The organism is Paracoccus sp. J55, assembly GCF_000513975.1.
Classification (GTDB): Bacteria; Pseudomonadota; Alphaproteobacteria; order Rhodobacterales; family Rhodobacteraceae; genus Paracoccus.
Genome location: NZ_AZVA01000015.1, coordinates 63,158 through 83,946, shown reverse-complemented (window position 1 = coordinate 83,946; position 20,789 = coordinate 63,158). Strand labels below are relative to the sequence as shown.

Genomic DNA, 20,789 nt, shown 5'->3' with positions numbered 1-20,789 from the left:
ACGAGTTGACTTGGTCAGGCCGCCGCCGGCCGCCGCCACATGGCGCGTCGGAACCGGCTGGCGACGAAGGCGGTGTCGGTCAGGCTGGCATTGCCCGCCGGGTTGGCCCCGGTCACGTGGAAATCGCTGAAGGCCGCCGACTGGTTGACATAGATGTTGCCGGTCAGGTTGACCGACAGGTTGACGCCGGCCGCGGCAAAGGCCTGCGCGGCGCGGGCGATGCGCGCCTCGTCCCGGTCATAAAGCGCGGCGGTGATCGCCCCCTGGCGGCGGGCCAGATCGGCGGCGCGGGCAATGGCGGTATCGGCATCCTTCACCGCGACGACGAAGGCGATGGGGCCGAAGCATTCCCGCTCGCAGGCCGGATCGCCGTCCCGCAGCGCCAGCAGCAGCGGCGTGGCGGTGCGCCCCTGCCCCAGCGGCGCCGAATCGCGCAGCACCCGGCCAAGCCCTCGCGCCTGCTGCACGCGCTCCAGCGTCGCGGGGTTGGCGATGGCGCCGCAGATGCCCGCGGCGCGGGCCGGATCGGCCAGCAACGCGTCGATGGCCGCGGCGAGCGCCAGCCCCACCTCATCGCAGCTCTTGTGGCCCTGGTCGGTGTCGATGCCGCCCTCGGGGACATAGATGTTCTGCGGCGCGGTGCACATCTGCCCGGAATAGAGCGCCAGCGAAAAGGCCAGGTTGGCGCACATGCCGGCGAAATCGTCGGTGGCGGCGATGGTGACGGTGTTCACGCCGGCCTCTTCGGTGAACAGCTGCGCCTGCGTCGCGTGGCCGCGCAGCCAGTCGCCGAAGGCGCCCGAGCCGGTATAGTCGATCAGCCGCACCGCCGGGTGGGTGGCCAGGTCCTGCGTGATTTCCGCGCCGCGCTCGTCCACGGCCAGCAGCACCGAATCGGCCGGCAGCCCGGCCTCGGCCAGCACCTCGCGCAGCACGCGGACGGTCAGCGCCAGCGGCAGGATGGCGGCGGGATGCGGCTTGACGATCACCGGGTTGCCGGTGGCAAGGCTGGCGAAGATCCCGGAGTAAGAGTTCCAGGTCGGGAAGGTGTTGCAGCCGATGGCCAGCGACAGGCCGGCCGGCACGATGGTCCAGTGCTTTTCCAGCACGATCGGCGCCACCTTGCCCTGCGGCTTTTCCCAGCGTGCCTGCGGGGCGAATCGGGTCATCTCGTCCCAGGCCATGGCCACGGCCTCGAGCCCGCGGTCCTGCGCATGCGGCCCGCCCGCCTGGAAGGCCATGGCGAAGGCCTGCCCCGTGGTGTGCATGGTGGCATGGCCCATCAGGAAGCTGATGCGGTTGAGCCGGACCAGCGATTCCAGGCAGACACCCACCCGCGCCTCGGCGCCGGCCGCCGCCAGCCCGGGCGCCGCCGCCTGCGCGGCCGCGATCAGCGTCGGGGCATCGGCGGCCGGATAGGTGATCCCCAAGGCGCCGCCAAAAGGAGAGACCTCGCCGCCCAGCTGCCGCTGATTCGGGTGGCCGGGCAGCTCGAAAGCGGCATTGCGCAACGCCTCGAACCCGGCCTGACCGTCCTCGCGGGCGGTTTCGCCATAGAGCTTGCCGCTTGGAATCTCGGGAAACGGGGTCCAGAAGGCACGACGATGCAGCGCCTCCAGCGCAGCGTCCAGCATCGGCCGATGGCGGTCGAAAAATTCTGTCACGGCTCCCCCCACACTTGACCAGATTATCATTGACCGGCCGGTCGGTTTATGCAACAAAAATTTTCAGGGAGCCCCCGAAAGCCGGGGCAAGGGAGTTTTACCGATGACGGAAACCGTCCTGGCGGCCTTGGCCGATGGCGTGCTGACACTGACGCTCAATCGGCCCGACAAGCTGAATTCCTTCAACGAAGAGATGCATCTGGCGCTGCGGGCCGGGATCCAGCGCGCCCATGACGATGCCGCGGTGCGCGCGGTCCTGCTGACCGGCGCCGGGCGCGGCTTTTGCGCCGGGCAGGATCTGGGCGACCGCGACCCGCGCAAGGGCGGCCCCGCCCCCGATCTGGGCCAGACGCTCGAAACCTTCTACAACCCGACGCTGCGGCTGATCCGGGCGCTGGAAAAGCCGGTGGTCTGTGCGGTCAACGGCGTGGCGGCCGGGGCGGGGGCCAATGTCGCCTTCGCCTGCGATATCGTGCTGGCAGCGAAATCGGCGAAGTTCATCCAGGCCTTCTCGAAGATCGGGCTGGTCCCCGATGCCGGCGGCACCTTCAGCCTGACCCGTATCCTGGGCGAGCCGCGCGCCAAGGCGCTGGCGCTGACGGCCGAACCGCTGCCGGCGGAACTGGCCGCCGCCTGGGGCCTGATCTGGAAGGCGGTCCCGGACGAGGCGCTGATGGACGAGGCGGTGGCGCTGGCCGTGTCCCTTGCCGCGGGTCCGACGCTGGGCCTGGGCCTGACCAAGCGGCTGATCCAGGCGGCCGCCACCAACAGCCTTGACCAGCAGCTGGACATGGAGCGCGACTGCCAGCGGCAGGCCGGCCGCAGCGCCGATTACGCCGAGGGCGTCACCGCCTTCCTGGAAAAGCGCAAGCCGGAGTTCCGGGGACAATGAAAGACGCAACCATGAAGCCCGTTTCCCAGATGACCCCGCAGGAGCTGGCCGAAGCCTCGGCCAAGGCGATGTGGAACGACGATTCCGCCAGCCAGCGGCTGGGCATGAGCCTGGACCATATCGCCCCGGGCGAGGCGACGCTGTCGATGACCGTCACCGAGGCGATGTCGAACGGCCACGGCAATTGCCACGGCGGCTATATCTTCACGCTGGCCGACAGCGCCTTCGCCTTCGCCTGCAACAGCTACAACCAGCTGGTGGTCGCGCAGCATTGCTCGATCACCTATCTGGTGCCCTGCCGCATCGGCGACCGGCTGACGGCGACCGCGCGCGAGGTCTCGCGCCGGGGCCGCTCGGGCATCTACGACATCCGCATCACCAATCAGGACGGCGCGCATGTGGCCGAGTTCCGCGGCCATTCCCGCACCGTCAAGGGCACCCATCTGCCGGTCGAATCCTGACCGCAAAGCATTGCAAGGGGAGGAATCCATGCATCCAATGGCGCCGGAAAAGAAGGAGCTGGACCCGATCGAGATCGCATCGCGCGACGAGATCGAGGCCCTGCAGTTTCACCGCATGAAGCGGTCGCTGAAGCACGCCTTCGAAAATTCGCCCTTCTACCGCAACCGCTTCATCGAGCATGACGTCCATCCCGAGGACCTCAAATCGCTCGCGGACATCGCGAAATTCCCCTTCACGGTAAAGCAGGACCTGCGCGACACCTATCCTTTCGGCATGTTCGCCGTTCCGCAGTCCAAGCTGGTGCGCATCCACGGCTCGTCCGGCACCACCGGCAAGCCGACCGTGGTGGGCTATACCCAGGCCGATATCGACCATTGGGCGAACCTGATCGCGCGCTCGATCCGCGCCGCCGGCGGGCGGCCGGGCGACATCCTGCACAATGCCTATGGCTACGGGCTGTTCACCGGCGGCCTCGGCGCGCATTACGGGGCCGAGCGGCTGGGCTGCACCGTGGTGCCGATCTCGGGCGGCATGACCGAGCGGCAGGTGACGCTGATCCACGACTTCAAGCCGCGCATCATCATGGTGACGCCCAGCTACATGCTGTCGATCCTGGACGAGTTCCGCCGCCAGGGCCTCGATCCGCGCGAATCCTCGCTGCAGATCGGCATCTTCGGCGCCGAGCCCTGGACCAACGCCATGCGCGAGGAGATCGAAGAGGCCTTCGGCATGCATGCCGTCGACATCTACGGCCTCTCCGAGGTCATGGGCCCCGGCGTCGCCATGGAATGCGTCGAGACCAAGGACGGGCTGCATATCTGGGAGGACCATTTCTACCCGGAAATCATCGACCCGGTGACGGGCGAGGTGCTGCCGGATGGCGAGTTGGGCGAGCTGGTCTTCACCACGCTGACCAAGGAAGGGCTGCCGATGGTGCGCTACCGCACCCGCGACCTGACCCGGCTGCTGCCCGGCACCGCGCGTTCCATGCGCCGGATCGAGAAGATCACCGGCCGCAGCGACGACATGATCATCCTGCGCGGCGTCAACGTCTTCCCGACCCAGATCGAGGAGCAGATCCTGAAATGCCGGGGCCTCGCGCCGCATTTCCAGATCGAGCTGACCCGCTCGGGCCGCATGGATTCGATGATCGTGCATGTCGAATGCACCCCCGAGATGACCGACGAGGCCGCCCGCGCCCATTCCGCCAAGGAACTGGCCCATCACATCAAGAGCGTGGTCGGCGTCTCGACCCGGATCGAGGTCAGGGATCCGAATGCCCTTGCCCGTTCGGAAGGCAAGGCCAAGCGGGTGCTTGACAACCGGCCCAAGACATGATGCCGCATCGCGGCAGCCGGCATGACATGCGGTCGCAGACCCGCTAAATCGAAAGGGGGCCGGCGCGCCCCCTTGTTTTTCTCGCCTCCCGACCGCGGGCGAACAAATGATCTTGTGAGGATGGCATGGCTCGGACACGGGCAGCGGATTTCGAGGAAAAGCAGCGCGGCCTGTTGGACAAGGCGGCCGAGGTCTTTGCCGATCTGGGCATGGAAAAGGCGTCCATGGCGCAGATCGCCGCGCATAGCCAGGTCTCCAAGGCCCTGCTTTACCATTATTATCCCAGCAAGGATGCGCTGATCTTCGCCATCATCATCACCCATCTGGAAGAGCTCGACGCCGCCATCGAGGATGCCGACGACCCCGGCCTGCCGCCGCAGCAGCGCCTGCGCCGGCTGGTGGGCACGCTGCTGGACCGCTATCGCGGGGCGGACAACCAGCACAAGGTTCAGCTGAACGCCACCCCGGCCCTGGCCGACGACCAGAAGGCCGAGATCCTGGGCGTCGAGCGGCGCATCGTGAAGCGCTTCGCCGCGGTCCTGCGCGAGATCAACCCGGCGCTGGACGATCCGCAGCGCCCGCTGCTGACCCCGGTCACCATGTCGCTGTTCGGGATGATGAACTGGGTCTATATGTGGTTCCGCGACGGCGGCCGCATCACCCGCGAGGATTACGCCGACGTGGCGACGACCCTGATCCTGGAGGGGATCAAGGCGGTGCGGTAATGCCGCGACGCGACGGTCCTCGACGGAGTGCCCCGCGAAGCGCAGGCGGAAGTCCCGGTGACGGGCAGCTGACCGGAAGCGAAGCGATCATGCAGACCGTGCCCAGGCAATTCGAGCAGATACCCGCCGCGCTGGCGACCTTGCGAAACATCCTCGGCGATGCGCTGCTTGCAGCCTATCTGCACGGATCGACGGCTTCGGGCCTGCACCGGCCGCAAAGCGACATCGATCTTCTGGCCGTGGTGGATCGCGCTTTGTCCGAAGGTCAGCGCAGCGACTTGCTGGCAGCCCTGCTGCGTCTTTCCGGCCGCCACCCCGCCGCGCCGGGCGGCCCGCGCTGCCTTGAGGTGATGATATTCCGCCGCTCCGACCTCGCCGAGCCTGCTTCTTGGGGCCGGGCGGAATTCGTCTATGGCGAGTGGTTGCGGGAGGCGTTCGAAAGCGGCAGCAAGGCGATGCCGGAGCGTGATCCCGAACATATCCTGCTTCTCGCACAGGCGCGCGAAGAGGCTATTCCCCTGCTCGGCCCGGACGCGGACCAGCTTCTGCCCGCGTTTCCCCCGACCCGTCTCCGGCAGGCCATGCGCGACATGCTTCCGGCCCTGCTGGCCGGTTTGCACGGGGATGAGCGGAACGTCCTGCTGACGCTTGCCCGGATGTGGCATACGGCGAGCACCGGACAGTTCGCCTCCAAGCAGGCCGCCGCCCTTTGGGCAAAGCGGCGAATCCGGGGGCGGGAAGCTGTGACGCTGGACCATGCGCGGCAAGCCCATCTCGGCGAGATCGCCGATGACTGGAGCAGCAGATCCGACGCTGCGCAGCGATTGGCCGCGCATCTGGAAAGGCGGATCGCCGGGGAACTGGGAATTTCCGAGAGGTCCTGACCAGCTGCTGGCCGGTCCGGGCTTTCGCAGGTGCGGGCAGGGACGATCCCGAAGCACCGCCCTGCCCTTCCGCTTATTCCGCCGCCTGCGCCAGCGGCCACTCCTTGGCCACCATGGTCAGCACGTCGTATTGCGCAACGACCTCGCCCTTCTGGTTGGTGACCTGGCAATCCCAGCGCACCTCGCCATGGCCGGCATTCTCGCGCGGGTTGATCTCCTTGCAGGTCAGCCGCACCTGCAGCGTGTCGCCGAAATAGACCGGGGTCAGGAAACGCAGGTTGTCCACGCCGTAATTGGCCAGAACCGGACCCGGATTCGGCTCGACGAACAGGCCGGCCGCGAAACTGGCGATCAGGTAGCCATGCGCGACGCGGTCATCGAAGAACGGGTTTGCCTTGGCCGCCGCCTCGTCCATATGGGCATAGAAGGTGTCGCCGGTGAAATGCGCGAAATGCTCGACATCCTCGCGGGTGATGGTGCGCGTCGCCGTGACCAGCTGGTCGCCGATGCGCAGCTCGGCCAGCGATTTGCGGAAGGGATGCACGCCCTGCTGCGCATCGGCGCCCTCGATCCAGCGGCCGGTGACGGCGGAGAGCAGCCGCGGCGCGCCCTGCACGGCGGTGCGCTGCATGTAATGCTTGACGCCGCGGATGCCGCCCATCTCCTCGCCGCCGCCCGCACGCCCCGGCCCGCCATGCACCAGTGGCGCCAGGGGCGAGCCGTGCCCGGTCGAGCTTTTCGCCGAGGCGCGGTTGCCGATCAGCACCCGGCCGTGCCAGGGGGCCGCGCCCAGCACCGCCTGCTCGGCGACCTTCGGATCGTCGGTAAAGACCGATGTGACCAGCGAACCCTTGCCCAGCCGCGCCAGCGCCACCGCCTCGTCCAGGTCGTCATAGGGCATGACCGTGGACACGGGACCGAAAGCCTCGACCTCATGCACCGCCGCCGCCTCGAAGGGCTTCGCCGCATACATCAGCACCGGATTGAGGAAGGCGCCCTTGGCAGGATCGCCCGAGGTCACGCGCACCGCGTCCGGGTCGCCCGCCACGATCTCGGCCGCCGCCTGCAGGTCGCGGATGCGCTCGCGCACCTCCTCGCGCTGATCGAGGCTGGCCAGCGGCCCCATGCGCACCCCCTCGTCGCCCGGCAGGCCAAGCGCGGTCTTGCCCAGCCGCTCGTCCAGCGCGGCGACCAGCGCATCGACCTGGACGCGCGGCGCGATGACGCGGCGGATGGCGGTGCATTTCTGCCCGGCCTTGACCGTCATCTCGCGCGCGACCTCGCGCACGAACAGCTCGAACTCGGGCGTGCCCGCCACCGCGTCCGGACCCAGGATCGAGGCGTTCAGGCTGTCCGCCTCCATGGTGAAGCGCACGGAATTGGCGACGATCGCCGGATGGGTCTTGAGCTTGCGCCCGGTCCAGGCCGAGCCGGTGAAGGTCACGGCGTCCTGTTCGGTCACATGGTCCAGAAGATCCCCGACCGAGCCGCAGATCAGCTGCAGCGCGCCCTCCGGCAGGATGCCGGTCTCGACGATGCGGCGCACCATCAGCTCGGTCAGATAGGCGGTCTGGCTGGCGGGTTTCACCAGGCAGGGCACCCCGGCCAGCAGCGTCGGCGCGATCTTTTCCAGCATCCCCCAGATCGGGAAGTTGAAGGCGTTGATATGCACCGCGACGCCATGCAGCGGCGTCAGGATATGCTGGGCGACGAAGCTGCCGTCCTTGGACAGGACCTCGACATCGCCATCGGTCAGCACGCGGGTATTCGGCAATTCGCGCCGGCCCTTCGAGGCATAGGTCAGCATGGTGCCGATGCCGCCCTCGATATCCACCCAGCCGTCGGTGCGGGTGGCGCCGGTATGCAGGCTTTCGGCGTAGAACTCCTCTTTCTGCGCCATCAGCGCCAGACCCAGGGCCTTGAGCATGCCGGCGCGCTCGTGGAAGGACATGGCGCGCAGCTTCGGCCCCGCCACCTCGCGGCCATGGGCCAGCGCGGCGGCGAAGTCGATGCCGCTTGAATCGATCACGGCGACCGGCTCGCCGGTGGCGGCGTCCAGCAGGGTCTGGCCCTGCTGGCTGCCGGGGGTCCAGCCCCCGCAGACATAGCTTTCAAGACGGCGCGGAGTGGTCATTGGCGTTTCCTTGGTCAGTCTTGGTTTTGGTCAGGCGGCCGGCCGCGCCCAGGGGAACGCGGCCGGAACGCCGATCACAGGCCGAGCGCGGCCAGATGTTCCGAGGCCAGCGCCTCCCAGCGGGCCAGCAGCGCCTCGTTCGGGCTGTGGCGCAGGCCGAAGCGCGCCAGCGTGTCGTAGCGGTCCGAATGGGCCACGCCGAAACCCGCCGTCACCCGCGGCCGCCAATAGGCGACGGCGGCGCGGGCTTCCTCGCGCCCCTCTTCGGTCGCGGCGATCTGCTCCAGCCCCTCAAGACCCAGCTCGGCATGGCGCGCCTCGCGCGGGGCGATCTCGCGGAACACCTCGGCCAAGGGGCCATAGGAGACGCGGGTCAGTTCGGTCATCTGCACCCCGGTCGCCAGCCCTTGCAGCACGTTCATCACCACCGCATCGGTCCAGCCGGTGACGGGATAGTGGAACACCGACAGCCGCATGTCGCCGGGCCGGCGCGCGGCGCCCAGATCGGCATCGCGTTCGACCCGCGCGGCCCAGTCGTGGCTGGTCTGATAGCGCGCGGCATCGGTGCCGAACTCGGCCATCACCCGCAGCACGCGCTCGGCATGGTCGGCCTTTTCCAGGGTGATGCGGCTGGCGGCAATGCGCTCCTTGATGCCGGGGGCGAAGTTGATCGCATTGGCGAAGCCGGCCGAGGCGGCAAGCTCGCTGTCGACAAAGGACGACATCAGCCGCAGAAGCTCGCCGCGATAGCGGGCGGGCGCGTTGCCGGGCGCGGTCAGCACCCCGCCCTGCGCCAGATAGTCCTCGATATTCATGGTGTCGGACATGGGTTCCCCTCCTGCGCCCGGATCATTCGTCATAGGTGACGACCACGCGGTCGCTGACCGGATAGGCTTGGCAACTCAGCACATAGCCGGCGCGGACCTCGTAATCCTCCAGCGCGTGGTTCACCGCCATCTCGACCTCGCCCTCCAGCACCTTGCAGCGGCAGGTCGAGCAGACGCCCGCCTTGCAGGAATAGGGTGCGTCCATGCTGTTGGCCAAGGCCGCCTCCAGGATCGTCTCGCCCTGACGCGGCATCTGGAAATTGCGCGTGGCGCCGTCCAGCGTCACCGTGGCGGCAACGCCCTCGCCGGCCTTGACCGCCTCGCGCGAGACGGCGCGGGCCTTGGCCCGGCCGGGCTGGCTGGAGGCGAAGAGCTCGAACTTGATCTGATCGTCGCGCAGCCCGTGGTCGCGCAAGGACGCCGCGACGGTCAGCATCATCGGTTCCGGGCCGCAGATGAAGGCGGTGTCCACGGCCTCGGCGTCCAGCCAGTGCTGGAACAGCGCCGTCATCTTGCCCGCGTCGATGCGGCCGGTGAACAGGTCGATCTCCTGCCCCTCCTGCTCCAGCACATGGATGACCGAGAAGCGGCCGAGATGCTGGTTCTTCAGATCCTCCAGCTCCTCGCGGAACATGATCGTGTTGATCTGGCGGTTGGCATAGACCAGCGTGAACTGCGCCCGCGGCTCGCGCGCCAGCACGGTCTTGATGATCGACAGCACCGGCGTGATGCCCGAACCGGCGGCGAAGCCCAGATACTGCTTTTCCGCCCCGGGATCGAGCGGGGTGAAGAACTTGCCCATCGGCGGCATCGCCTCGATCTCGTCGCCGGGCGCCAGATTCTCGTTCGCCCAGGTGCTGAAGGCGCCGCCATCGACGCGCTTGATGCCGACGCGCAGCGCGCCCTCGTCCTTGCCGGCGCAGATCGAATAGCTGCGGCGCAGCTCCTCGCCGTCGAAGTCGCGGCGGAAGGTCAGGTATTGCCCCTGGGTGAAGTCGAACAGCGCGCGATCCTCGTCGCGGGGGGCAAGGGTGACGACCACCGCGTCGCGCGTCTCGCGCTTCACATCGATGACCTTCAGCGGGTGGAAGCGTGCCATGTGGGTATCCTTCCTGAAGCGGGACGCATTCTCAGATGCATTTGAAATAGTCGAAGGGTTCCAGACAGTCCTTGCAGCGATAGCTCGCCTTGCAGGGGGTCGAGCCGAACTGGCTGATCTTTTCGGTATTGGCCGAGCCGCAGCGCGGGCAGGCGATGGTCAGGTTCGCGCCGGTCATCCGGGCGATGCGCCCGGCGATCTGCCCGTCCGCCGCCGTGCCGTCGATGGGGGGCGCGATGCCATAGGCGCGCAGCTTTTCCCGCCCCTCCGGCGTGATCCAGTCGGTGGTCCAGGGCGGCGACATCTGGCGTTCCAGCCGCAGCTTGTCGATGCCGCGGCCGCGCAGCGCGGTCTCGATGTCCAGGTTGATGATGCTGGTCGCGGGACAGCCGGAATAGGTCGGCGTGACCTTCACGACCAGCGTATCGCCCTGCCATTCGACGCCGCGGATGATGCCCAGGTCGGTCAGGCTGATCACCGGGATCTCCGGGTCGGGCACCTCGGAAAGCCAGCCCCAGACCTCCTCGACGCTGGGATGGGTCGCTGCGGCCATGGCGCTTTACCAGCTTGCGCCCGGATAGGCGCGCTGCAGGAACTGCATCTCGGCCAGGATATAGCCCAGATGTTCGGTATGGGTGCCCTGCTTGCCGCCCTTATGCGCGAAATCGCCCTCGGGGACCTGCAAGGTCGCCTCGCCCAGAACATGGCGCAGGGTCTCGTCCCAGCCGGCGCGCAGGCTGGCCGGGTCGGGGGCGATGCCGCGCGCCGCCATCTCGGCATCCTTGTCGTCGCCCAGGAACATCTCTCCGGTATAGGGCCAGAGCGCGTCCAGCGCCTCCTGCATGCGGCGATGGCTTTCCTCGGTCCCGTCGCCCAGCCGCACCACCAGGTCGGACGAGCGTTCCAGGTGATAGGCGACCTCCTTGCCGGCCTTGGCCGCGATCTCGGCCACGCGCGGGTCCGAGGACACGGACAGCGCCTTCAGCAATTCATGGTGCCAGGCGTCGAACAGGAACTGCCGCATCAGCGTATGGCCGAAATCGCCGTTCGGGCGCTCGACAATCAGCAGGTTGCGGAAATCCCAGGCGTCGCGCAGATAGGCCAGGTCGTCGGCGGTCCGGCCCTGCCCCTCGACCTCGGCCGCGAGGCCGAGCCAAAGCTGGGTCTGGCCGATCAGGTCCAGCGCCACATTGGCCAGCGCAATGTCCTCTTCCAGGGCCGGCGAATGGCCGCACCATTCGGACACGCGGTGGCCCAGGATCAGCGTCGAGTCGCCGATGCGCAGCAGGGTTTCGAACAGCACCTCCTGCCCGGCATCGGGCTGGGGCACGGTCGGATGGGCGGGATGGGCCTCGGCCTCGCGTCGGGCGAGGTCCGCCACCTCGGGCGTGTTCATGTCGGGCAGCGACGGCATCACATATGCCCCACTTCTTCGGGAATGTCGAAAAAGGTCGGGTGGCGATAGACCTTGCTGTTCGACGGCTCGAACAGCGGGCCCTTGTCCGAGGGGCTCGACGCGGTGATCTGCGCCGAGGGCACGACCCAGATCGACACGCCCTCGTTCCTGCGAGTATAGACGTCGCGGGCGTTCATGATCGCCATTTCGGCGTCGGGCGCGTGCAGGCTGCCGACATGGCGGTGGTTCAGCCCGTGCTGGCCCCGGATGAAGACCTCCCAGAGCGGCCATTCCTTGGACATGGTTCTCTCCCTAAACTTGGTTCTGCGACTGGCGCGTGTTCCTGGCGATGACGGGTTATTCGGCGGCCTGCGCCCGGCGGGCGGCGGCCTTCTCGGCATGGGCCATCAGCCCCTCGCGGAACCAGGCGCCGTCCTCCCAGGCCTTGACGCGGGCGCCCAGCCGGTCCTTGTTGCAAGGCCCGTTGCCGGCGATCACGTCGAAGAATTCCGACCAGTCCGGCTCGCTGAAATCGTAGCCGCCCTTTTCCTCGTTCCATTTCAGGTTCGGGTCGGGCACGGTCAGGCCCAGATATTCCGCCTGCGGCACGGTCTGGTCGACGAATTTCTGCCGCAACTCGTCATTGGTGTTCATCTTGATCTTCCACGCCATCGACTGCGCGGAATGCACCGAGTCCTTGTCGGACGGCCCGAACATCATCAGCGCCGGATACCAAAGCCGGTTCAGCGCATCCTGCGCCATGCGCTTCTGCGCCGGCGTGCCCTGCGCCATCTTCATCATGATGGCATAGCCCTGGCGCTGGTGGAACGACTCCTCCTTGCAGATGCGGATCATGGCGCGGGAATAGGGGCCGTAGCTGGTCCTTTGCAGCGGCACCTGGTTCATGATCGCCGCGCCATCGACCAGCCAGCCCACCGCGCCCATGTCCGCCCAGGTCAGCGTCGGGTAGTTGAAGATCGAGGAATATTTCATCTTGCCGGCGTGCAGCAGTTCCATCAGCTCGTCGCGCGAGACGCCCAGCGTCTCGGCCGCCGAATAGAGATAGAGCCCATGCCCGGCCTCGTCCTGCACCTTGGCCAAGAGGATCGCCTTGCGCTCCAGCGTGGGCGCGCGGGTGATCCAGTTGCCCTCGGGCAGCTGGCCGACGATCTCGCTATGCGCGTGCTGGCCGATCTGGCGGATCAGCGTCTTGCGATAGCCCTCGGGCATCCATTCCTTGGGCTCGATCTTCTCGCCGCGGTCGATACGCTCCTGGAAGGCAAGCTCCTCGGGCGTCATCTCCTCGCGGGTCTTGGTGCCTTCGGATTTCACAAGCTGGGCATACATGGCTGGATCCTCCCCTGGATCAAACGCGTTCGATGATGATGGCGATCCCCTGTCCCACACCGATGCACATGGTGCAGAGCGCATAGCGCCCGCCGGTGCGATGCAGCTGATACATCGCCGTCGTCACAAGCCGGGCCCCCGACATGCCAAGCGGATGGCCAAGCGCGATGGCACCGCCGTTCGGATTCACATGGGCGGCATCGTCGGGCAGGCCAAGGTCGCGCAAGGTCGCCAGCGCCTGGCTGGCGAAGGCCTCGTTCAATTCTATCACATCCATCTGCCCGATGGTCAGCCCCGCACGCGCCAGCACCTTTTTCGCCGCCGGGGCCGGGCCGATGCCCATGATGCGCGGCTCGACCCCCGCAGCGGCCATGGCGACGATGCGCGCCTTGGGCGTCAGACCGTGCCGCCTCGCGGCCTCGCCCGACAGGATCGCCAGCGCCGCGGCGCCGTCATTCACGCCCGAGGCATTGCCGGCGGTGACCGTCAGGTCGGGACCGTTCACGCCTTTCAGCTTGGCCAGCGTCTCGGCGGTGGTGCCGGGGCGCGGATGCTCGTCGGTGTCGAAGACGATGGGCTCGCCCTTCTTCTGCGGCACCGTAACCGGCACGATCTCGTCGCGGAAGATGCCGGCCTTCTGCGCCGCTTCCCAGCGGGCCTGGCTGCGGGCGGCGAAGGCGTCCTGGTCGGCGCGGCTGACGGCGAAATCGGCGGCCACGTTGTCGGCGGTCTGCGGCATCGAGTCGATGCCGAACTGCGCCTTCATCGCCGGGTTGACGAAGCGCCAGCCGATGGTGGTGTCATAGACGGCATTGGCGCGCGAGAAGGCGGTTTCCGCCTTGGGCATCACGAAGGGCGCGCGGGTCATGCTTTCGACGCCGCCGGCGATGACGAAATCGCAATCGCCCGCCTTGATGGCGCGGGCCGCCATGCCGACCGCATCCATGCCCGAGCCGCAAAGCCGGTTCACCGTGGTCCCCGGCACGCCGACCGGCATCCCGGCCAGCAGCACCGCCATGCGGCCGACATTGCGGTTGTCCTCGCCGGCCTGGTTGGCGCAGCCATAGATCAGATCGTCCACCGCCGACCAGTCCACGCCGGGATTGCGCTCCATCAGGGCTTTCAGCGGCAGCGCCGCCAGATCGTCGGCCCGGACCGAGGCCAGCGCCCCGCCATAGCGACCGATCGGCGTGCGCACCGCATCACAGATGAAGGCGTCCTGCATGCTCTCTCCCTTTTGCTGGCAAAGCCGGTGATTCTCCAATTCACCGACCGGTTGGTCAGTTTATACATGGCAAAACATCACAAAGGAAGAAAATTATTCGGCTGTCTTGTAATGTTTTGGCCAAGAATGAAAAAAGAGGCGTAAATTCAACGGGCTGCTTCTGACAGATCGGCCAGCCGCTCCTGGCTTTCGGGCGTCTGGCCGGGCAGGAAGCCGTCGCTGCCCTCGAAATGCGCGGCGATCCAGCGCTCGGCCGCCGGGGTCAGCCGCCGGTAGAGATCGCGAAACAGCGCCCGCGCCTCGTGTCCCTTCCAGTCGCCGGGCAGGGCGGCCTGCGGCAGGCGCGGGTCGCGCAGCAGCACGCCGCGATAGTCGTGGACCAGCAGCAGCCGGGCGATCAGCGCCGTCTCGTCCGAGGGTGCCGCGCCCGCCTCGGCCAGCGGTGCAAAGCGCGCCAGCAGGTCGAGATAGCGCCGGTGCAGCGCCGAAAGGTCCCAGAACTGGCCGATCCGGCCCAGCTCGGCCGGGTCCGCGGCCGGGAACAGCAGCGCGCCCTCGGGGACCGGCTGGCCGCGGTCGGGGCGGATGAACACCGCCCCGCCCATATGTCCCATGCGCTGGCGGCGGGCCTCGTCCTCGGCCAGGGCGGGGACATGCAGGATCTGCCAGCCGCGCGCCGGCACCTCGGCCCGGTAAAGCAGCCCCGCCGCCTGGTCGAATTCCCGCTGGGCCGAGGCGTCCAGCCGGTAATAGCTGCGCCGGCCCAGCCGCTCGCCCCGCAGGCGGTGGGCGGCGACCAGCCGGGACACGGCGGTGCGCACCAGCGATTCGTTGATGCCGACGCGGCCGCAGACCTCGATCAGCGTCCCGGTCCACAGCACGCCGCCGCGCGGCACGACCACATCGCCATAGACGGTGACGATGAACGCGGCCGAGCGCAGCTCCATGCCCTGCAAAATCCCGTCGATCAGCCCACGCTCGGCCGTCCCGCCTTGCCGCATGTTTCCCCCGTCGCCTGCAACCGGACCATAGAACCCGGGAAAGCGGCCCTGCGCAATGCGGCTTGGCCGTCGGGGCCCCGACGGGCCAAGGTCACGCTCTTTGGCCCAGGAGCCCGGAAAACCCGGCCGTCTTGACCTGAATCAACGCTGTGCCGGATTGACATCCGCAGGATGGCGCACAAATCCCCCTAAGACGCGTGGCAGGATCGCGGCAGCAACAGCCATCCCGCCAAGAGCCGCCGCAGGAGACGCCATGGACAAGCCCGCCCCCGCCCTGCCCCCTGCCCCGGCCGCGGACCTGCCGCCGGTCGCCCGGATCGAGACGCTGGGCAGCGAGGTGTTCCGCACCTTCGACCGCATGCGCGAGGCGATGCTGGGCCAGTTCACCGGCGGCCTGTCGCCCGCGGCCCTGACCCTGGCCCTGCAGGACTGGACCATGCATCTGGCCGCCGCCCCCGGCAAGCGGCTGGAGCTGATGGACAAGGCGAACCGCAAGGCGGCGCGGCTTCTGTCCCATCTCGCCGCGCTTTGCGGGGATCGCGAAGCACTGGCCTGCATCGAGCCGCTGCCCGGCGACTATCGCTTTGCCGCCGAGGGCTGGAAGAAGCCGCCCTTCAGCATCTGGGCGCAGGCCTTCCTGCTGCAGCAGCAATGGTGGCACAACGCCACGCATGAGGTGCCGGGCGTCAATCCGCATCACGAGGAGATCGTCTCTTTCACCGCGCGGCAGATCCTCGACGTGTTCTCGCCCTCGAACCTGCCCTTCACCAATCCCGAGGTGATCGCCCGCACCCTGGAGACCGGCGGCACCAACCTGCTGGCCGGCATGCGCAACTGGTCCGAGGACGTGCTGCGCATGGCGACCGGCCAGCCGCCGGTGGGGACCGAGGATTTCACGGTCGGCAAGGACGTCGCGGTCACGCCCGGCAAGGTGGTCTATCGCAACCACCTGATCGAGTTGATCCAATACGCCCCCGCCACCAGGACGGTGCTGGCCGAGCCGATCCTGATCGTGCCGGCCTGGATCATGAAATACTACATCCTGGACCTCTCGCCGCAGAACTCGCTGATCCGGCATCTGGTAGCGCAGGGTCATACGGTCTTCTGCATCTCGTGGCGCAACCCGCAGGCCGAGGACCGCGACCTGACGCTGGACGATTACCGGCGGATGGGCGTTATGGCGGCGCTGGAGGCGATCAAGGCCATCCTGCCGCAGCGCAGGGTCCATGCCGTGGGCTATTGCCTGGGCGGCACGCTGCTGTCGATCGCCGCCGCCGACATGGCGCATGACGATGACGACGACCGGCTGGCCAGCCTGACGCTGCTGGCGGCGCAGACCGATTTCAGCGAGCCCGGGGAACTGGCGCTGTTCATCGACCACAGCCAGGTGAACCTGCTGGAAAGCATGATGTGGAACCGCGGCTACCTGTCGGCCGACCAGATGGCGGGGGCGTTCCAGCTTCTGCGCTCGAACGACCTGATCTGGTCGCGCATGGTGCACGACTACCTGATGGGCGAGCGGCGGCCGATGATCGACCTGATGGCCTGGAACGCGGATTCGACGCGCATGCCCTATCGTATGCATGCCGAATACCTGAAGCGGCTTTACCTGGACAACGAGCTGGCCGCCGGGCGCTTCATGGTCGAGGGCCGGCCCGCGGCGATCCAGAACATCCGCGTCCCGATGTTCGTCGTCGGCACCGAGCGCGACCATGTCGCGCCTTGGCGCTCGGTCTTCAAGATCCATTACCTCAGCAATACCGCGCTGACCTTCGTGCTGACCAGCGGCGGCCACAATGCCGGCATCGTCAGCGAGCCCGGGCGGCCGCATCGCCGCTATCGCATCGCCCTGCGCGAGGCCGGCGGCCGCTGCCGCAGCGCCGACACCTGGGCCGAGACCGCCGAGGCCCGTCCCGGATCGTGGTGGGAGGCCTGGACCGAATGGCTGGCCGCGCATTCGGCGGCCCGACGCGTCGCCGCCCCCGCCGGCATGGGCGCGCCGGCCAAGGGCTATGTGCCGCTGGCCGAGGCGCCGGGGACCTATGTCCTGCAGCGATAGCCTGCCGCTGCGGCATTCCCGACGCCGGGCGCCCCGATGCATTGAACTGGCCGGCGAATGCCTGCAAACACGATAGGCGACGGGAAACTGCCGAAGGAGAGCCGCATGAAGCCCGCCGATATCGCGCCGGAACAGGGCGCATGGCATGCCCGCAGCGGCGAAGAGACCTGCGTCGCGCTGGCGACCGGCCTCGACGGGCTCAGCCGCGACGAGGCCGCGCGGCGGCTGGAACGCTTCGGCCCGAACGCGCTGCCGCCGGCCGCCCGCACCCATCCGGTGCTGCGCTTCCTGGCGCAGTTCAATAATGCGCTGATCTATTTCCTGCTTTCGGCGGCGGTGGCGGCGATAACGCTGGGCCATGTCATCGACGGTGCGGTGATCGTCGTGGTGGTGCTGATCAACGCCATCGTCGGCTTCATCCAGGAGGGCAAGGCCGAACGCGCGCTGGACGCGATCCGCGACATGATCGCCCCGCATGCCGTCGTGGTGCGCGAGGGCGAGCGGCACACCCTCGACACCCGCGAGATCGTGCCCGGCGACATCGTGGTGATCGAGGCCGGCGACAAGGTGCCCGCCGACCTGCGCCTGCTGCGGGCGCGCGGGCTCAGCGCCGACGAGGCGATCCTGACCGGGGAATCCGTCCCCGCCGAAAAGACCGAGCCGCCGGTGGCGCCCGACGCCGCGCTTGGCGACCGCGCGCCGATCCTGCATTCCGGCACGCTGGTCACCTCGGGCCAGGGCATCGGCGTCGCGGTGGCGACCGGCTCGCAGACCGAGATCGGCCGCATCTCGGGCATGATCGGCGCGGTGCAGACCCTGACCACGCCGCTTCTGCGCCAGATCAACGCCTTCGGCACCCGCTTCACCTGGTTCGCGATCGCCACGGGGGCGCTGCTTTTCGCCTTCGCCACCGTGTTCCGGGGTTACGACTGGCTCGACGCGCTGATGGTGGTTGTGGCGCTGGCCGTCGGCGTGGTGCCCGAGGGGCTGCCCGCCGTCATCACCATCACCCTTGCCATCGGCGTGCGCCGCATGGCCGCCCGCAACGCCGTGGTGCGCCGCCTGCCGGCGGTCGAGACGCTGGGCGCCACCTCGGTGATCTGCTCGGACAAGACCGGCACGCTGACCCGCAACGAAATGACCGTGCGCCATCTGGTGACCGCCGCCAGCGTGACCGAGATCTCGGGCCTGGGCTATGCGCCCGAGGGCCGGTTCCAGGCCCCGGACGGCAGCGAGCCCGCGCCCGAACCCGAGCGCGACGCGCTGATCGGCGCCGGCCTGCTTTGCAACGACGCGCGGCTGGTGGAACGCGACGGCCACTGGACCGTGCTGGGCGACCCGATGGAGGGCGCGCTGGTCGCCACCGCCGCCAAATCCGGCCTGCACCCGGAGACCGAGCGGGCGCTGTGGCGGCGGCTGGACGAAATCCCCTTCGACGCGCAGCACCGCTTCATGGCCACGCTGCACGACGATCCGCAGGGCGCAAGGCGCATCTTTGTCAAGGGGGCGCCCGAGCGGGTGCTGGCCATGTGCGCGACACAGGCGAGCGGCGGCACCCCCCTGCCCCTGGATCCCGACTACTGGCAGGCGCGCATCGATGCCTGCGCCGCGGGCGGCGAGCGCGTGCTGGGCTTTGCCACCCTTGCCGTCGACCCCGAGACCGAGCGGCTGGGCTTCGACATGGTCGAGACCGGGCTGACCTTCCTGGGCCTTGCCGGCTTCATCGACCCGCCGCGCGACGAGGCCATCGCCGCGGTGGCCGAATGCCGCTCGGCCGGGATCGCCATCAAGATGATCACCGGCGACCACAAGGGCACGGCAGCGGCCATCGCCCGCCAGCTCGCCATCGCCGACGATCCGAAGGTGCTGGAGGGCGCCGCGCTGGACGGCATGCCGGACGAAACCCTGCGCCGGGTGGTCGAGGAGGTCAGCGTCTTCGCCCGCGCCACGCCCGAGCACAAGCTGCGCATCGTCGATGCGCTGCAGGCGAACGGCCATATCGTCGCCATGACCGGCGACGGGGTGAACGACGCGCCGGCGGTCAAGCAGGCGGATGTCGGCGTCGCCATGGGCCGCAAGGGCACCGAAGCCGCCAAGGAGGCGGCGCAGATGGTGCTGCTCGACGACAATTTCGCCTCGATCGTCGCCGCCGTGCACGAAGGGCGCACCGTCTACGACAACATCCGCAAGGTGATCGGCTGGACGCTGCCCACCAATGGCGGCGAGGTGCTCTGCGTGATTCTGGCCATCCTGCTGGGCCTGACGCTGCCGATGACGCCGGTGCAGATCCTGTGGGTCAACATGATCCTGACCGTCACCCTGGGGCTGGTCCTGGCCTTCGAGCCGCCCGAGCCGGATGTGATGAACCGCCCGCCCCGGCCGCGCGACGCGCCGATCCTGTCGCGCTTCCTGGTCTGGCGCATCGGCTTCGTGTCCGTCCTGTTCATGCTGGGGGCCTTCGGCATCTTCGCCTATGCCGGAATGCGCGGCTATGGGATCGAAGGAGCCCGCGCCATGGTCGTCAACACGGTGGTGGTGATGGAGATCTTCTACCTGTTCAACGTGCGCTACCTGCACCGCAGCTCGTTCAGCCTGATCGGCGCCATGGGCACGCCGGCGGTTCTGGGGGCGATCGCGGTGGTGGTCGCGGCGCAGCTGCTGTTCACCTATGCGCCCTTCATGCACGAGCTGTTCGACAGCGCCCCGGTGGCGCCGGCCGACGGGCTGGTGATCCTGCTGATCGGCTTTGCCACGATGGTGATCCTGGAGGTCGAGAAGGCGCTGACGCGGCGGGCCATGCTCTGAGGGACCGGGCCGGCGGACCAAGACGCCGGCCGGCTCCGAGATTGCGGGCGCGCTCAGCCGTTGCCGGCATTGGCACGCGCCAGGATCCGCGTCACCTCGGCATCGCTGACCTGCTCGAAGTCGCGGTAATACAGCCCGACGGCGTGGAACGGCTCGGGGGTGCCAAGGCAGACCACCGCATCGGCCTCGGCCCGGATGTCCCGCAGCGCATCCGCCGGGGCCACCGGAACGGCCACGATCACCCGCGTGGCGCCGGATCGCGCCAGCGCCCGCAGCGCGACGCGCATCGTCGCCCCCGTGGCGACGCCGTCATCGACCACGATGACGGTGCGGCCGCGGATCTCGGGCGGCGGACGGTCGCCGCGGTAAAGCTGCCGCCGCCGGGCGATTTCGCGGATCTGCCGGGCCTCCTCCGCCGCGACATGTTCAGGCGTCGCGCCGGTCGCGGCAACGAGCCGGTCGTTGAGCAGCAGCTGCGGGGGCGAGCCGTCCACCACCGCCCCGATGGCGAGCTCCGGCTGGCCCGGTGCGCCGATCTTGCGCACCAGGATCACATCCAGCGGGGCGCCAAGCGCCCGCGCGACCTCATAGCCGACGGGCACTCCGCCGCGCGGCAAGGCCAGGACCAGCAGCGGCTCGTCCCGTTGCCCGGCCAAGGCGGCGGCAAGCTGCCGGCCCGCATCAACGCGATCTGCGAACATCCCCGCCCCTTTCCCGGTGATCCGCAGCAGAAAACCCGCCATCCGCCGGAATGTTCCTTCGGCCGCCACAGGCTGGCCCGGCCAGAATGCGGCATGAGCGCCCCCGGCTATGCCATCGCGGCTCCGCCATGCCCGTCCAGGATATGGCTTGCTGGCGGCAGGCTTGCAGCCGCGCCCGTCCGGTGTGGAGCGAGCTTTTCGCCTGAAATCGGCTGAAACGCGCCAATGCC

Annotated in this window: 18 protein-coding genes; 7 read left to right on the top strand and 11 right to left on the bottom strand. The window is 68.4% G+C overall.

From position 1 onward, the window contains the following. Positions 1–14: 14 nt before the first annotated feature. On the bottom strand, positions 15–1,664 hold the full coding sequence (gene paaN / locus PARJ55_RS0114145) for a phenylacetic acid degradation protein PaaN (protein ID WP_028713641.1): 1,650 nt from the start codon (positions 1,662–1,664) through the stop codon (positions 15–17). A gap of 103 nt (positions 1,665–1,767) precedes the next feature. Here paaN and paaG point away from each other — a divergent pair, with 103 nt between their 5' ends. The 5 genes from paaG to PARJ55_RS0114120 all read left to right on the top strand — a co-directional run bounded on the left by paaG (position 1,768) and on the right by PARJ55_RS0114120 (position 5,965). Beyond that, positions 1,768–2,556, top strand: a complete 789-nt coding sequence (paaG, locus tag PARJ55_RS0114140) for a 2-(1,2-epoxy-1,2-dihydrophenyl)acetyl-CoA isomerase PaaG (protein WP_028713640.1) — start codon at positions 1,768–1,770, stop codon at positions 2,554–2,556. 29 nt (positions 2,557–2,585) lie between these two features. Next, entirely contained in the window at positions 2,586–3,017 is a 432-nt protein-coding gene (gene paaI, locus PARJ55_RS0114135) for a hydroxyphenylacetyl-CoA thioesterase PaaI (protein WP_232215716.1), read from the top strand. 28 nt (positions 3,018–3,045) lie between these two features. Continuing rightward, positions 3,046–4,356 carry a phenylacetate--CoA ligase PaaK gene (paaK, locus tag PARJ55_RS0114130; protein ID WP_028713638.1) on the top strand — a complete coding sequence of 437 codons (1,311 nt, stop codon included), beginning with the start codon at positions 3,046–3,048 and terminating at the stop codon, positions 4,354–4,356. Between the two features lie 125 nt (positions 4,357–4,481). Beyond that, positions 4,482–5,081: a TetR/AcrR family transcriptional regulator gene (locus PARJ55_RS0114125; RefSeq protein ID WP_028713637.1), complete on the top strand. Its 600-nt coding sequence runs from the start codon at positions 4,482–4,484 to the stop codon at positions 5,079–5,081. An 89-nt stretch (positions 5,082–5,170) separates the two neighbouring features. Next, positions 5,171–5,965 carry an aminoglycoside adenylyltransferase domain-containing protein gene (locus tag PARJ55_RS0114120; protein WP_028713636.1) on the top strand — a complete coding sequence of 265 codons (795 nt, stop codon included), beginning with the start codon at positions 5,171–5,173 and terminating at the stop codon, positions 5,963–5,965. 73 nt (positions 5,966–6,038) lie between these two features. Here PARJ55_RS0114120 and paaZ read toward each other — a convergent pair whose 3' ends face one another. The 9 genes from paaZ to PARJ55_RS0114075 all read right to left on the bottom strand — a co-directional run bounded on the left by paaZ (position 6,039) and on the right by PARJ55_RS0114075 (position 14,994). Further along, positions 6,039–8,099, bottom strand: a complete 2,061-nt coding sequence (paaZ, locus tag PARJ55_RS0114115; protein ID WP_028713635.1) for a phenylacetic acid degradation bifunctional protein PaaZ — start codon at positions 8,097–8,099, stop codon at positions 6,039–6,041. 74 nt (positions 8,100–8,173) lie between these two features. Next, positions 8,174–8,926 (bottom strand): Phenylacetic acid catabolic protein, encoded by a 753-nt coding sequence (locus tag PARJ55_RS0114110; protein ID WP_028713634.1) that lies wholly within the window; start codon positions 8,924–8,926, stop codon positions 8,174–8,176. A 22-nt stretch (positions 8,927–8,948) separates the two neighbouring features. Then, positions 8,949–10,025: a 1,2-phenylacetyl-CoA epoxidase subunit PaaE gene (paaE, locus tag PARJ55_RS0114105; protein WP_028713633.1), complete on the bottom strand. Its 1,077-nt coding sequence runs from the start codon at positions 10,023–10,025 to the stop codon at positions 8,949–8,951. 31 nt (positions 10,026–10,056) lie between these two features. Continuing rightward, entirely contained in the window at positions 10,057–10,578 is a 522-nt protein-coding gene (gene paaD, locus PARJ55_RS0114100; RefSeq protein WP_028713632.1) for a 1,2-phenylacetyl-CoA epoxidase subunit PaaD, read from the bottom strand. A 6-nt stretch (positions 10,579–10,584) separates the two neighbouring features. Next, entirely contained in the window at positions 10,585–11,439 is an 855-nt protein-coding gene (gene paaC, locus PARJ55_RS0114095) for a 1,2-phenylacetyl-CoA epoxidase subunit PaaC (protein ID WP_028713631.1), read from the bottom strand. Then, positions 11,439–11,723, bottom strand: coding sequence for a 1,2-phenylacetyl-CoA epoxidase subunit PaaB (gene paaB / locus PARJ55_RS0114090; RefSeq protein WP_028713630.1), 285 nt, complete (start codon positions 11,721–11,723; stop codon positions 11,439–11,441). Before paaB ends, paaC begins: the two co-directional genes overlap by 1 nt. Positions 11,724–11,778: 55 nt before the next feature. Continuing rightward, on the bottom strand, positions 11,779–12,768 hold the full coding sequence (gene paaA / locus PARJ55_RS0114085) for a 1,2-phenylacetyl-CoA epoxidase subunit PaaA (protein ID WP_028713629.1): 990 nt from the start codon (positions 12,766–12,768) through the stop codon (positions 11,779–11,781). Between the two features lie 19 nt (positions 12,769–12,787). Then, entirely contained in the window at positions 12,788–13,993 is a 1,206-nt protein-coding gene (gene pcaF / locus PARJ55_RS0114080) for a 3-oxoadipyl-CoA thiolase (protein WP_028713628.1), read from the bottom strand. A 146-nt stretch (positions 13,994–14,139) separates the two neighbouring features. Next, entirely contained in the window at positions 14,140–14,994 is an 855-nt protein-coding gene (locus PARJ55_RS0114075; protein WP_028713627.1) for a PaaX family transcriptional regulator C-terminal domain-containing protein, read from the bottom strand. 253 nt (positions 14,995–15,247) lie between these two features. Here PARJ55_RS0114075 and PARJ55_RS0114070 point away from each other — a divergent pair, with 253 nt between their 5' ends. Continuing rightward, positions 15,248–17,053: an alpha/beta hydrolase gene (locus PARJ55_RS0114070; protein ID WP_028713626.1), complete on the top strand. Its 1,806-nt coding sequence runs from the start codon at positions 15,248–15,250 to the stop codon at positions 17,051–17,053. 105 nt (positions 17,054–17,158) lie between these two features. Then, on the top strand, positions 17,159–19,858 hold the full coding sequence (locus tag PARJ55_RS0114065) for a cation-transporting P-type ATPase (RefSeq protein WP_028713625.1): 2,700 nt from the start codon (positions 17,159–17,161) through the stop codon (positions 19,856–19,858). 53 nt (positions 19,859–19,911) lie between these two features. Here the strand turns inward: PARJ55_RS0114065 and PARJ55_RS0114060 are convergent, their stop codons facing one another. Further along, on the bottom strand, positions 19,912–20,559 hold the full coding sequence (locus PARJ55_RS0114060; RefSeq protein ID WP_036714235.1) for a phosphoribosyltransferase: 648 nt from the start codon (positions 20,557–20,559) through the stop codon (positions 19,912–19,914). Positions 20,560–20,789 lie beyond the last annotated feature (230 nt).